This window comes from Sphingobium sp. ba1 (genome assembly GCF_000743655.1).
GTDB lineage: Bacteria > Pseudomonadota > Alphaproteobacteria > Sphingomonadales > Sphingomonadaceae > Sphingobium.
In genome coordinates, this window is the sequence record NZ_JPPQ01000083.1 from 7,274 (window position 1) to 19,699 (window position 12,426).

The following is a 12,426-nucleotide window of genomic DNA, read 5'->3' on the forward strand; positions in this document are numbered from 1 at the left end:
GGCAGACGCTCGCGACCCGCCCCGATCTGGTCGGGGAGGAAGCGACGCTTGACCTGCTGCGCCTGCAGGACGCGCTCCCGCCCGTCCCCTTCGATACGATCCGCAAGCAGATTGAAACGAGCTTCGGCCGACCGCTGGAGGCCATCTATGCGCGCTTCGATGAAGCGCCGGTGGGTGCAGCGTCCATCGCGCAGGTGCATCGCGCGCTGACCACCGATGGCCGCGATGTCGCGGTCAAGGTCATCCGCCCCGGCGTCGCGGAGCAATTCAACCGCGACATCATGACCTATGAATGGGCAGCCGCCCATATCGAGCAACTGGGCGGCGAAATCGCCCGGCTGCGCCCGCGCCTCGTCATCGCCAATATGAAGCGCTGGACAGCGCGCGAACTCGACCTGCGGCGCGAAGCCGCCTCCGCGTCGGAACTCGCCGAAACGATGGTCGCCGAGCCCGGCTATCGCATTCCCACGATCGATTGGGATCGCACGACCGGCAAGGTCATGACGATGGAATGGATCGACGGGATCAAGATTTCCGACCGCGAGGCGCTGATCGCGGCGGGGCATGACCTGCCCGCCATCGCCGCGCGGCTGGTCAACGCCTTCCTGCGGCAGGCGATTGCGGAGGGATTCTTCCACGCCGACATGCATCAGGGCAATTTGTTCGTGACGGCCAATGGCGACATCGTCGCGATCGACTTCGGCATCATGGGGCGGATCGACCGGCGCGCGCGCATGTGGCTGGCGGAAATTCTCTACGGCCTGATCACCGGCAATTACAAGCGCGTCGCAGAAATCCATTTCGAGGCGCAATATGTGCCCGCGCACCATGATATGGCCGAATTCGCGACCGCCCTGCGCGCCGTGGGCGAACCGATGCGCGGCAAGCCGGTGCGCGAATTGTCGGTCGGCGGGATGCTGGACGGCCTGTTCGCCATCACCCGCGACTTCGACATGCAGACGCAGCCGCACTTGCTGTTGCTGCAAAAGACGATGGTGATGGTGGAGGGCGTGGCAACCTCGCTCGACCCCGACATCAACCTGTGGGAAACCAGCGGCCCCTATGTGAAGGGCTGGCTGCGCGACGAACTGGGGCCGGAGGCCAAGGCCGCCGATACGCTGATCGAAAATTGGCGCACCTTGCAGCGACTGCCGGGCCTCGTCCGCCGGATCGAAGATGCTTTCCCGGAGAAAGGCGGCGCACCGCCCCCGCCCCCGCTGACCGAAGTGAAGCTGATCCGCGTGGGCGGCGGCTGGCGCTATGCGGTGGTGGCGATCATGGCCGCGGCGGCTGGCGTTGGGGCGACATTGCTATTATCTTCATCGCTATGACCCGCGAAGAAGCCATTGCCCGGATCAAACCGCATGAGGCGGAACTGCGTGCAGCGGGAATCACCTCGCTTGCCCTGTTTGGATCGGTAGCGCGTGGTGAAGCGCGTGCGGATTCGGACGTTGATCTGATGTGTGAGATCGACAGCAATAGTCGCATGGGCCTGCTGGAGTTTATCGGCGTGCAGTTGCAACTGGCAGATTTCATGCAGAATCCGGTCGATCTGGTCGAACGTGCGGCTATGAGACCCCGAATCCGCGCAGCGGCGGAATCGGACATGGTCGCTATTTTCTGACAGTGACGCTCAATCGAGACATTGATCGGCTGGAGCTGATCATCGAATTGATCGACCATATCCGTCGCCGATTGACGATATTGACGGAAGAACCATTCTTGCGCGATCAGGACGAGATCGATCTGACATCCTTCCGTCTGCTGCACATCGGCGAGGCAGCCCATAAATTATCGGAGGATATCAAAGCGCGACACCCGACGGTTCCATGGGCCGCCATATATCAGATGCGCAATGTCATCAGTCACGACTATCCTGCGATCATTCCTTGGCGCATCTGGGACACGGCAACGACCAAACTGGATGAACTACGCGCGCTGTGCCGCGCGGAATTGGATAATCTCGGCGAATGACCCCCCGCATCCTCCTCATCATCTCCGGCGGCATTGCGGCGTACAAGTCGCTCGAACTCGTGCGCCTGCTGCGCAAGCGCGGGATGACGGTGCGGGCGGTCCTCACCCAATCCGCGCAGGAGTTCGTCACGCCGCTGTCGTTAGGGGTACTGACCGAAAACCCGGTCTTTACCGACCTGTTCAACCTGAAGGACGAACAGGAAATCGGCCATATCCAATTGAGCCGTCAGGCCGATCTGGTCGTGGTCGCGCCCGCGACGGCCAACATCCTCGCCAAGATGGCGAACGGTATTGCCGACGACCTCGCCACCACGCTGCTGCTCGCGACCGACAAGCCAGTGCTAGCCGTGCCCGCCATGAATGTGCGGATGTGGCATCATCGCGCGACCCAGCGCAATCTGGAGCGGCTCCACGCCGACGGCGTCCACATCATGACGCCAGACGATGGCGCGATGGCGTGCGGCGAATTTGGCACCGGACGGCTGCCCGAACCTGAAGCCATCGTCGCGGAGATCGAGCGGCTGTTGGCGATGCCAAAGAGCGGTGATCCGCTCGACGGACAGCCGGATTTCTCTCCGCCTCTGTTCGGTTCGAGCTTGCGCGGCAGGCATATCCTCATCACCGCCGGCCCCACCCATGAGCCGATCGACCCCGTCCGCTACATCGCCAATCGATCGTCGGGCAAACAGGGCTTCGCCATCGCCGCAGCCGCTGCGCAAGCGGGCGCGCGGGTTACGCTGGTGGCGGGGCCAGTGCATCTGCCCACGCCCCAGGGCGTCACGCGCATCGATGTAGAGACCGCCCGCGAAATGCTGGTAGCGGTCGAGAGCGCCCTCCCCGCCGACGCCGCGATCATGGTTGCGGCCGTCGCCGACTGGCGCACCGCCGATGCCGCCGACCAGAAGCTCAAAAAGGATGGCACCGGCCAGCCCGTGCCGCTCGCGCTCGTCGAGAACCCCGATATCCTCGCGACGCTCGGCCACCATGCCCAGCGCCCCACCCTGCTCATCGGCTTCGCCGCCGAGACGCAGAAGATCGCCGAACATGCGCAAGCCAAGCTGGCGCGCAAGGGCGCGGATTGGATCGTCGCCAATGACGTATCGGGCGACGTGATGGGCGGCGACGCCAATGCGGTGCAGATCGTCACCGCGTCCGGCATCGACGCCTGGCCCGTCATGCCCAAGGATCAGGTCGCGCAAAAACTCATCGAAAAGGTTGCTGATGCCCTCTCCCCTCACGCCGATTGATATCCAGCTCAAACGCCTGCCCCATGGCGAGGGACTGCCCGTCCCCGCCTATGCCACTGCTCATGCCGCGGGTATGGATGTGGTGTCGGCAGAAGAGCTGATCCTGCAGCCGGGGGGGCGGCACGCCGTCGCCACCGGCTTCGCCATGGCGATTCCGCAAGGCTATGAGGTGCAGGTTCGCCCCCGGTCGGGCCTGGCGCTCAAACACGGCATCAGCCTGCCCAACACGCCCGGCACGATCGACGCAGACTATCGCGGCGAGTTGAAGATCATCCTCATCAACTTAGGCGACGTGCCCTTCCCGATCCGGCGCGGCGACCGCATCGCCCAGTTGGTGGTCGCGCCCGTTCAGCTTGCCAGCTTCGTCGAAGTCGATAGGCTGGACGATACCGAACGCGGACAGGGCGGCTTCGGTTCGACAGGAGTGTGACAGAATGACGATGCTGCTTTCGCTGATGCTGGCCGCAACCCCGGTGGCGGGCGCGGACGCGCCGCCCATGCCGACTGATCTGGCGAGCGTGCCGGTGATCGACGGCTGGCTGGGGCGCAAGATATCGCCCCGCTGGTCGGAGGAAGTGGCCAAGCTCTATCGTCGCGGAGACTGCAGCGGTGCCGTGCCCTATGAAGGATCGCGCCTGCTCGAAATCGATGTTCTGTTCCTGCTGTCGGAGAACGGAAAACCGATGAAGATCGCGCCGGTCAACAGCAATTGCCCGGATGTGGAAAAGTTCATCAGCCGCCGCATCCTCACCAGCCTCGGCAATTCGTTCCGAAACGATCAGGTTGTAGTGAAACCTGTCACGGTGGACGGCCGCACGATCGGCACATCGCGCCAGACCGGCGATGACAATCGGCCGACCGGGCCTCGCTGGATGCGCTCGCAGGTGCGCTTCCTGTGGTCCGACGCGCCGTGACGCTGACCGACGATCAGCTCGATCGCTATGCCCGGCATATCGTCCTCAAGGAAATCGGCGGGGCGGGCCAGGCGCGGCTGTTGTCGGCCGATGTCGCGCTGATCGGCGCTGGCGGTATCGGCAGCCCGGCGATCCTCTATCTGGCGGCGGCAGGCGTCGGCACGATCCGGGTGATCGACGATGACGATGTCGCTTTGTCTAACCTGCAACGGCAAATCCTGTTCGACACAGCCGATGTCGGCGCGCCCAAGGCGGAAGCGGCGATGGTGGCGGTCGCCCGGCTGAACCCCGACATTAAGCTGATCCCGATCAACGCCCGGATCGATGCCGATAATGCCGCGCTGATGCTGCGCGATGCCGATGTCGTGCTGGACGGCAGCGACAGTTTCACCACCCGGTTGGCGGTGGCCGACGCCGCGCACCGCTTGCGTATTCCGCTGGTGTCTGCGGCGGTCGGGCCGTTCGAGGGGCAGATCGCCACCTATCGCGGATGGGAAACGGACAAGCCCTGCTACCGCTGCCTGGTCGGCGAAGCACAGGATGCGCCGGAGCGTAACTGCGCAGAAACCGGCGTCATCGGCGCCCTGACCGGCGCGATGGGCAGCCTCGCCGCGCTGGAGGTAATCCGCGCGCTGGTGCCGTTCGGCGCGGACATGGCCGGACGCTTGTTGATCGCCGACCTGCTCTCCATGCGTTTCCGCACGCTCGACGTACCCAAAGACCCGGCCTGCCCCGCCTGCGCCGCGCATCTATGCGTCCCCTGAGGATCATCGTCGCGACGGCCGATGCCGAGCGGTTGCGCGGCGCTTTGATCGTGGCGAGTGCCCATGCCGCGCTGGGCGGCGCGGCGGCCTTGTTCCTGCAACTCGACGCCGTGAGCCTGCTGCGCGCACCCATCGTCGCGCCTCAGGATGACGCCCACCGGGCAGCGGGATTGCCCGATCTCGCCGCCGTGCTGGCCGAAGCCCAGGCGCTGGGCGTCGCGATCAGCGCCTGCCAGAGCGGGCTGGCGCTGTGCGGAATGACGGCGGAGGCCCTACCGAGCGGCATCGATGTCGGCGGCCCCGTCGGCTTCCTGCAAGCGACCGACGACAACGCGCGGCTGTTGCTGGCCTGATCTAACGAAGCACCGGAAGGTAACGCCAACGCTCGACGCGGCTCGTGCGAACGCTCGCCTTCACGACAGGATCGGCAGCGGACATCCCGTCGGGCAGAGGCAGCAACCAGAAATGCGCCGCACCGGCCAAGGCGCACAGGCAGAACAGCGCCGCCGCCAGTCCATAGCCTCGCATATTCATGCCTCCTGCTGCTGCACATCCCGCAGGAAAATATCCTCTATCCGCGCGCCGAACAAGTCGGCAATCCGAAAGGCGAGCGGCAGCGACGGATCATATTTGCCCGTTTCTATCGCATTGACGCTCTGGCGCGATATGCCAAGCTGCGCTGCCAAATCGCCCTGGCTCCACGCCCGCTCGGCACGCAGCTGCTTGAGCCGATTCTTCACGCACAGCCCGCCGCGCCGGTTTGCCGCCAATTGACCAACTGACCTACAGCCAGTCCCACGCACCATAATGGCCAGACGAAAAAGATCGGCAGCGCAGGCACATTGGTAAAGAGTTCGAGTAGCCCCCAGACGCTGGTAATCGCCAGGGCAAAGCCGGTAGCGATCAGGAATTTGCGTATTTCCAACATGCGCAGATATTCATCGTCCAGTTCCGCGAGGAAACGCGCCATCGCCCAGATCCAGCCCAGGGCGGCAAGGCCGGGCACCAGCGCGATCGCCACGGTCGCGACATTCGCCGCCGCGCCGTCAGGGATCAGCCAGGATGCCAGCCCCACGGCACCGACATAGGCAAGGCTGAGCGGAATCATACGGCCGGTATAGCGCCGATAGGCGGGGTTTCGGGATGCGTTGGTCATGTCAGCCCTCCTACATATGATGACAAGCACCCTTTACATTTCTCGCGCCGCATATGTCAAGTTACATTGACACCGCTGCACGCGCATTCCCCACCCCCTTCCCTTGACAGGCCGAACCGCCCATTTATGGGGAAGGCGCGGCTTTTGGGGCCGCGACTTGCCCGTATTTCAAGGAAATCCCGTGTCCGCCATGCTCAAAATCACTCTGCCCGACGGTTCCGTGCGTGAAGTCGCGCCCGGCACTACCCCGGCGGATATTGCGGCAGCGATCGGGCCGGGCCTCGCCAAGGCGGCGATCGCGGCGCGGGTCGATGGCGAATTGCGCGACATCATGCGCCCGCTGGAGCAGGACGCAGCGCTCGCGCTGGTGACGGCCAAGGATGAGGCCGATGCGCTGGAACTGGCGCGGCATGACTTTGCCCATGTGCTGGCCGAAGCGGTCCAGCACCTGTTTCCCGGCACCCAGATCACCTTTGGCCCGTCGACCGACGACGGCTTCTATTATGACTTCGCACCCAGCGCGGATCGTGGCCCCTTCACCGACGACGATCTGCCCGCGATCGAGGCGGAGATGCGCCGCATCATCGCCGCCGACAAGCCGTTGATCCGCAAGGAGATCGACCGCGAGACGCTGATCGCGCAATGGCAGGCTGCAGGCGAGACGTTCAAGGCGGAATGGGCGGCCGAACTGCCCGGCGACGAACCGCTGACGGTCTATCATTCGGGGGATGGCTGGTACGACATGTGCCGGGGTCCGCATCTCGCGTCCACCGGGCGGCTCAACCCGGATGCGTTCAAGCTGACGCGCGTGTCCGGTGCCTATTGGCGCGGCGATCAGAAAAATGCGATGCTCAGCCGCATCACCGGCACTGGCTGGCTCAACAAGAAGCAGTTGGCCGAGCATCTCACGCGCCTAGAAGAAGCGGCCAAGCGCGACCATCGCAAGCTGGGCGCGGAGATGGACCTGTTCCACCTGCAGCAGGAAGCGCATGGCAGCGTCTTCTGGCACCCCAAGGGCTATCTCATCTGGCGTCAGCTCGAAGCCTATATGCGCCGCGCCATCGACGATGGGGGCTATCGCGAGGTCAAGACGCCGCAGGTGATGGACGCGCGCCAGTGGGAGATTTCGGGCCATTGGGGCAAATATCGCGAAAATATGTTCGTGATTCCCGATGAAGTGCCCAATGTCGAGGATGAAGGCCCGCTAGTGTCGGACGATGCCGACTGGATGGCCTTGAAGCCCATGAACTGCCCGGCGCATGTGCTGATCTTCCGCCAGGGGATCAAAAGCTATCGCGACCTGCCGATGCGCCTCTATGAAAATGGCTGCTGCCATCGCAATGAACCGCATGGCGCGCTCCACGGCCTGATGCGGGTGCGCCAGTTCACGCAGGACGACGCGCACATCTTCTGCCGCGAGGACCAGATCGTCGAGGAAGTCCGCGCCTTCTGCGCGCTGGCCGATCGCATCTACAAGGATTTCGGCTTCACTTACTCGATCAAGCTGGCGCTGCGCCCCGAAAAGCGGTTCGGCAGCGAAGAAATGTGGGACAAGGCCGAGAATGAGCTGCGCGACGCGGTAGCCGCCGCGGGTCTCAACACGCCGGAATATGGCTGGGAAGAACTGCCCGGCGAAGGCGCTTTCTACGCGCCCAAGCTGGAATGGCATCTGACCGACGCGATCGGCCGCACATGGCAGGTCGGCACGATCCAGTCGGACCGCGTGCTGCCCGAACGACTCGATGCCAGCTATGTGGGCGAAGATGGCGCACGGCACCGGCCCGTCATGCTCCATCGCGCGATCTTCGGCAGCTATGAACGCTTCATCGGCATCCTGATCGAACATTATGCCGGTCGCTTCCCGCTCTGGCTTGCACCGGTGCAGGCGGTGGTCGCGACCATCGTCTCGGACGCCGACGACTATGCGGCCGAGGTGCTGGCAAAGCTACGGGCGGCGGGTATCCGCGCCGAAGCCGACATCCGCAACGAGAAGATCAATTACAAGGTGCGCGAACATAGCCTCGCCAAAGTCCCCAATCTGCTGGTCGTGGGACGCCGCGAGGCGGAGGAAGGCAAGGTCGCGCTGCGCGTGCTGGGCAGCGACGGCCAGACCTTCCTTTCGCTCGACGAGGTGATTTCGCGCCTTGCAAATGAGGTCCGTTCGCCCGATATGTATTGAGGCAGCAATGCCACAGGGTTCGTGATTCCGCTTGCGCGGACCACGGACCCCTTTCGGCTTTGCCAAAAAGCCGCTAAGAGTCACTCGTTTTTGCAACGACCATAGGAGATACTGCTATACGTCCCCCAATGATGCGCCGCCCACTGGCGCCGCCGCCGAAATCCGGCCCTCGCTACAATGAATTCATCACGGTCCCCAAAGTCCGCGTGATTGACGGGGAAGGCGAGAATCTGGGTGTGATGTTTACGCAGGAAGCGATCGAACAGGCGGCCGATGTCGGCCTCGACCTGGTCGAAGTCTCTCCGACCGCGGACCCGCCGGTCTGCAAATTTCTGGACATCGGCAAGTTCAAATACGAAGCCCAGAAAAAGGCGAATATCGCCCGCAAAACCCAGAAGACGCAGGAACTCAAAGAGATCAAGATGCGTCCGAACATCGACGATCATGACTATGATACGAAGATGAAGAAGGTCCATGGTTTCATCGAGGATGGCGACAAGGTGAAAATCACCCTGCGCTTCCGTGGTCGCGAACTCAGCCACCAGCAGCTCGGCATGGCCCTGCTCCAGCGGGTCGCGGAAAATGTCGCCGAAACCGCCAAGGTCGAAGCCTATCCCCGCATGGAAGGCCGCCAGATGCTGATGGTCCTCGCGCCGAAATAAGCGCGTCCGTCAGGGCTTGAAAGATACAGAGGGCGGTGCCGCAAGGTGCCGCCCTTTTTGGTTGCGCGTGGCCAATGCGCCTTTTGTAACAAAGTATTGCCGCGCCCGTCTGGCGCACCTCCCCCACTTGACGATAGCGCCCCCACCCTTCATCGGCACGCCATATACTGCGACTTACTCGCAATATTAACTGGGGTGAATATTGATGAATCGGGGTTCCTTGCTGTCGTCACGATCCAACCGGCTGCGCGTCAGCATGCTGGCGCTGGTCGCCGGATTGTCGCCTTGGACGGCCATGGCCCAGGCCCCCGAAGAGGCGGAAGACCAGTCGAACGCGATCGTCGTCACCGCCGCCGGTTACGCCCAGGACATCGTTGAGGCCCCCGCCAGCATCACCGTGCTGGGCCGCGAGGAGTTGCAGGAAAAGCGGTTCGGCAGTCTGGCCGAAGCCCTGCAGGATGTGCAGGGTGTCGATGTCGGCGGTGAAGCGGGCAAGACCGGCGGCCTCAACATCTCGATTCGCGGCATGCCCAGCGACTATACGCTGGTGCTGATCGACGGCCGCCGCCAGAATGCGCCGGGCGGCGTCACCCCCAATGGGTTCGGCGAAACCTCCACCAGCTTCCTGCCGCCCTTCTCCGCCATCGAACAGATCGAGGTCGTGCGTGGGCCGATGTCCACCCTCTACGGGTCGGACGCGATGGGCGGCGTCGTCAACATCATCACGCGCAAGGTCGGGGACCGCTGGGTCGGCACTGCCACCGCCGAAAGCACCATCCAGGGCGATGATCGCTTCGGCAATATCCAGTCGATCAACGGCTTTGCCCAGGGTCCGGTGATCGACAATCTCGTCGGCCTGACCCTGCGCGGCAGCGTGTTCCACCGCGAGGGATCGGACATTCCCATTCCCGGCGATCCGGCGCTGACGCTCGGCCGCAATCCGGTGCGGTCGGACATCTACACCTATGGCGGTCGCCTGACCTTCACCCCCCATGCCGACCATGACCTGTGGATCGAATATGATCGCAACGAGCAGAGCTATGACAATAGCGAAGGGCGGCTGGGGACGCTGGGATCAGGCGGCTATGCCCCGGAACAGCAGTTCAACCGCAGCAATTATGTCCTCGCCCATAGCTGGCGTATGGGTTTCGGCCAGCTCGACACGACGCTGACCCGCAACGACACGGAAACCATCGGCCGCCTCATCCCCAACGGCACGCCTGGCGCGACGCCGGGCAGCGCCCGCACGCTTGAAGCGCGCAACGATATCATCGACTCGCGCTTCGCGGGTAAGGTCGGCGCGCTCGCCTTCACGGTCGGCGGCCAATATTGGAAGGCCCGCATGGTCGAGGGCGTCGCGCCCGAACCCTTCACCTTCACCCAATGGGCGGGCTTCGCCGAAGCCACCTGGACGATCGTCGACGGCTTCAACCTGACCGGCGGCGCGCGCTATGACGATCACTCGACCTTTGGCAGCAAATGGTCGCCGCGCGCCTATGCGGTGTGGAACATCAACGACAATGTGACGCTCAAGGGCGGCGTCAGCCGCGGCTTCAAAACGCCGCGCGTCGAACAGATTGCCGAGGGGATCATCGGCTTCGGCAGGCAGGGCACGCTACCTTTGCTCGGTACGCCAGGCCTGAGTCCCGAAACCAGCACCAGCTACGAAGCTGGCCTCTATTATGATAGCCATGGCTTTTTCAGCGGCAACGTCACCCTGTTCAACAATGACTTTAATGACCGGATCACCTCCGGCGTCTTCGTACCCAACTGCCAGTTCGCCGCATCCCCCAATCGGCCAGGTTGCGTCGATGTCGGCAATTTCCCGACGATCGAGCAGTTCAGTCAGTCGATCAATATCGACAAGGCCCGGACACGCGGTGCAGAGGTCGCGACCCGGTTCACTTTCTCGCCCGCCGTCTCGCTGGTGCTCAATTACACCTATACCGACAGCGAGCAGTTGAGCGGGCCGAATGAAGGACAACCCCTGGTCGGCATGCCCAAACATATGCTGAACGGCAATCTACGCTGGAAGCTGGGCGACAAGGCCAGTGTCTGGGCGCGCGCCGAAATCCGGTCGAGCCGTTTCCGCAACGACGCTGATGACCGGGCGGGCGTTGGCGACTTCCGGGGCTATGAGCTGTTTCATATCGGCGGCTCGTATCAGATCACGCCCGCCTTCCGCCTGGCGGCCACCGTCAACAACATCTTGGACACCGACTATGCCGAATATCTGTCCTATGACAGTGACGGCGCTGACGTGTTCACGTCGGCCTATGCGATCAATCAGGAAGGTCGTCGGCTATGGCTGTCGGCAACGGTGGACTTCTAAGCCTGGATAGTCGGGACGAACTGCGTCGCCCATTCAGGCGGACGGTTTGTCCCGATACAGGGCCGGAAACATCGTCTTGAACGCCGCCAGCTTGGGCGCGTCCCAGCGCTGGATATAGGGGTGGCGCGGGTTCTTGCGCATGAAATCCTGGTGATAGCTATCGGCGTCCTGAAAGCCGGTGAACCGCTCCACCTTGGTCACGATCGGATCGCGCCATAGACCTGCCTTGCTGAGCTGGGCGAGATAGGCATTCGCCGCCTTCCCCTGCTCGGCATTCAACGGATAGAGCGCGCTGCGATACTGCGTGCCGCGATCCGGCCCCTGCTGGTTCAGCGTGGTGGGATCGGCGATTACGGATAAGAAGACACGCAGCAGCGTGCCATAGCTGACCTGCTTGGGATCATAGGTGACACGCACGGCTTCGGCAAAGCCGGTATTGCCGCCGCTGACCATCTCATAGTCCACGCGGCGGTTATTCGGCCCGCCCGTAAAGCCCGATTTGACGAGTTGCACGCCCTTCACATGGGAAAAGACGCCCTCGACACCCCAATAGCAGCCGCCCGCAAACACGGCCGTCTCCAGCGCGCGCGTGGGCGCGGCGTCGATCGTAGCGACCGGCGCAAGCACCGTGCGCTCGGCGTGCAAAGGACTGGCGAGCGCGAAGCCCGCCAACAGGGTCAAGATCAGGCGGTTAGAGCGCCGCACTGGAACTGCCAGTCGCCGCGATCGCAGACGTGCTCAGGATCGGCTGCTCGTCGGGCTGCAACAGGACCATGCCAACAAGACCAATCGCAAAACCGCCCGCAAAGCGCAGGAACAATTCGGATTTCAAAAATGCCAACATGGCCTGCGCCTTTCTTATTCTGCTTTCGGCTGGGTGTGCCGTTTGGTTACATCTGCTTGTCTTGCCCTTTGCTGAATGAGCCGGCAGCCCGTTAACGGCCTTCGACCAAAGCAAGGGATAGAACGACGAGCGATTATAACCTTAATCAGTTTCTTTCTGAAACCGGGATATAGCGCCCGTCGCGCCATCTACAAGACGGCACGGGTCGAAAAGGACCGTTTCTGTTTTGAGCATCGTTGCGCGAAATTCTCGCTGCGCTCATTTTAACGTCATCCCCGCGCAGGCGGGGATCCATCTCCGAACCTTAAATCAAGGCGATAAGGTGGGAGATAGATTCCCGCCTGCGCGGGAATG

At 63.1% G+C, this 12,426-nt stretch carries 16 protein-coding genes; 11 read left to right on the top strand and 5 right to left on the bottom strand.

Annotation, left to right across the window (positions count from 1 at the left end; genetic code table 11):
* From ubiB to IL54_RS19375, 8 genes are all read left to right on the top strand, one after another.
* On the top strand, positions 1-1,331 hold a 1,331-nt coding region (gene ubiB / locus IL54_RS19340), incomplete at its 5' end, for a 2-polyprenylphenol 6-hydroxylase (RefSeq protein WP_037480493.1).
* Positions 1,328-1,624: a nucleotidyltransferase family protein gene (locus IL54_RS19345; protein ID WP_037479675.1), complete on the top strand. Its 297-nt coding sequence runs from the start codon at positions 1,328-1,330 to the stop codon at positions 1,622-1,624. The genes ubiB and IL54_RS19345, both read left to right, overlap by 4 nt.
* A 2-nt stretch (positions 1,625-1,626) precedes the next feature.
* Entirely contained in the window at positions 1,627-1,974 is a 348-nt protein-coding gene (locus IL54_RS19350) for a HepT-like ribonuclease domain-containing protein (RefSeq protein WP_037479677.1), read from the top strand.
* Positions 1,971-3,221 carry a bifunctional phosphopantothenoylcysteine decarboxylase/phosphopantothenate--cysteine ligase CoaBC gene (coaBC, locus tag IL54_RS19355; protein WP_037479679.1) on the top strand — a complete coding sequence of 417 codons (1,251 nt, stop codon included), beginning with the start codon at positions 1,971-1,973 and terminating at the stop codon, positions 3,219-3,221. Before IL54_RS19350 ends, coaBC begins: the two co-directional genes overlap by 4 nt.
* Complete coding sequence (dut, locus tag IL54_RS19360; RefSeq protein WP_037479681.1) at positions 3,196-3,651, top strand: dUTP diphosphatase; 456 nt, start codon at positions 3,196-3,198, stop codon at positions 3,649-3,651. The genes coaBC and dut overlap by 26 nt, the downstream gene beginning before the upstream one ends.
* 4 nt (positions 3,652-3,655) lie before the next feature.
* Positions 3,656-4,135: a hypothetical protein gene (locus IL54_RS19365; RefSeq protein WP_037479683.1), complete on the top strand. Its 480-nt coding sequence runs from the start codon at positions 3,656-3,658 to the stop codon at positions 4,133-4,135.
* The gene (locus IL54_RS19370) at positions 4,132-4,899 is read left to right on the top strand and encodes a HesA/MoeB/ThiF family protein (protein WP_037480496.1); all 768 of its coding nucleotides are present in this window, start codon (positions 4,132-4,134) and stop codon (positions 4,897-4,899) included. The genes IL54_RS19365 and IL54_RS19370 overlap by 4 nt, the downstream gene beginning before the upstream one ends.
* Entirely contained in the window at positions 4,887-5,252 is a 366-nt protein-coding gene (locus IL54_RS19375) for a DsrE family protein (protein ID WP_037479685.1), read from the top strand. The genes IL54_RS19370 and IL54_RS19375 overlap by 13 nt, the downstream gene beginning before the upstream one ends.
* Before the next feature lies 1 nt (position 5,253).
* Here IL54_RS19375 and IL54_RS19380 read toward each other — a convergent pair whose 3' ends face one another.
* Genes IL54_RS19380 through IL54_RS19390 form a run of 3 tightly spaced genes read right to left on the bottom strand, consistent with a single transcriptional unit; the run spans position 5,254 to position 6,055 of the window.
* Positions 5,254-5,427, bottom strand: coding sequence for a hypothetical protein (locus tag IL54_RS19380; protein ID WP_156106324.1), 174 nt, complete (start codon positions 5,425-5,427; stop codon positions 5,254-5,256).
* 2 nt (positions 5,428-5,429) lie between these two features.
* Entirely contained in the window at positions 5,430-5,639 is a 210-nt protein-coding gene (locus IL54_RS19385) for a helix-turn-helix transcriptional regulator (RefSeq protein ID WP_037479687.1), read from the bottom strand.
* Entirely contained in the window at positions 5,636-6,055 is a 420-nt protein-coding gene (locus IL54_RS19390) for a hypothetical protein (protein ID WP_037479688.1), read from the bottom strand. Before IL54_RS19390 ends, IL54_RS19385 begins: the two co-directional genes overlap by 4 nt.
* 190 nt (positions 6,056-6,245) lie before the next feature.
* Here IL54_RS19390 and thrS point away from each other — a divergent pair, with 190 nt between their 5' ends.
* The 3 genes from thrS (at position 6,246) to IL54_RS19405 (ending at position 11,228) form a co-directional block, all read left to right on the top strand.
* Positions 6,246-8,234: a threonine--tRNA ligase gene (gene thrS / locus IL54_RS19395; protein ID WP_037479689.1), complete on the top strand. Its 1,989-nt coding sequence runs from the start codon at positions 6,246-6,248 to the stop codon at positions 8,232-8,234.
* A gap of 128 nt (positions 8,235-8,362) precedes the next feature.
* On the top strand, positions 8,363-8,896 hold the full coding sequence (gene infC, locus IL54_RS19400; protein WP_037479690.1) for a translation initiation factor IF-3: 534 nt from the start codon (positions 8,363-8,365) through the stop codon (positions 8,894-8,896).
* Between the two features lie 256 nt (positions 8,897-9,152).
* Entirely contained in the window at positions 9,153-11,228 is a 2,076-nt protein-coding gene (locus IL54_RS19405) for a TonB-dependent receptor domain-containing protein (protein WP_202807691.1), read from the top strand.
* 33 nt (positions 11,229-11,261) lie between these two features.
* Here the strand turns inward: IL54_RS19405 and msrA are convergent, their stop codons facing one another.
* Positions 11,262-11,933, bottom strand: coding sequence for a peptide-methionine (S)-S-oxide reductase MsrA (gene msrA / locus IL54_RS19410; protein ID WP_037479693.1), 672 nt, complete (start codon positions 11,931-11,933; stop codon positions 11,262-11,264).
* Positions 11,920-12,072: a hypothetical protein gene (locus IL54_RS25100; protein ID WP_193378909.1), complete on the bottom strand. Its 153-nt coding sequence runs from the start codon at positions 12,070-12,072 to the stop codon at positions 11,920-11,922. Before IL54_RS25100 ends, msrA begins: the two co-directional genes overlap by 14 nt.
* Between the last annotated feature and the right edge of the window lie 354 nt (positions 12,073-12,426).

Bases quoted from the DNA above. Each gene is read 5' to 3' on its own strand.
- IL54_RS19345 (WP_037479675.1), top strand. From the start codon at position 1,328: ATGACCCGCGAAGAAGCCATTGCCCGGATCAAACCGCATGAGGCGGAA.
- coaBC (WP_037479679.1), top strand. From the start codon at position 1,971: ATGACCCCCCGCATCCTCCTCATCATCTCCGGCGGCATTGCGGCGTAC.
- dut (WP_037479681.1), top strand. From the start codon at position 3,196: ATGCCCTCTCCCCTCACGCCGATTGATATCCAGCTCAAACGCCTGCCC.
- IL54_RS19365 (WP_037479683.1), top strand. From the start codon at position 3,656: ATGACGATGCTGCTTTCGCTGATGCTGGCCGCAACCCCGGTGGCGGGC.
- IL54_RS19375 (WP_037479685.1), top strand. From the start codon at position 4,887: ATGCGTCCCCTGAGGATCATCGTCGCGACGGCCGATGCCGAGCGGTTG.
- IL54_RS19380 (WP_156106324.1), bottom strand. From the start codon at position 5,427: ATGCGAGGCTATGGACTGGCGGCGGCGCTGTTCTGCCTGTGCGCCTTG.
- IL54_RS19390 (WP_037479688.1), bottom strand. From the start codon at position 6,055: ATGACCAACGCATCCCGAAACCCCGCCTATCGGCGCTATACCGGCCGT.
- thrS (WP_037479689.1), top strand. From the start codon at position 6,246: ATGCTCAAAATCACTCTGCCCGACGGTTCCGTGCGTGAAGTCGCGCCC.
- infC (WP_037479690.1), top strand. From the start codon at position 8,363: ATGATGCGCCGCCCACTGGCGCCGCCGCCGAAATCCGGCCCTCGCTAC.
- IL54_RS19405 (WP_202807691.1), top strand. From the start codon at position 9,153: ATGCTGGCGCTGGTCGCCGGATTGTCGCCTTGGACGGCCATGGCCCAG.
- IL54_RS25100 (WP_193378909.1), bottom strand. From the start codon at position 12,072: ATGTTGGCATTTTTGAAATCCGAATTGTTCCTGCGCTTTGCGGGCGGT.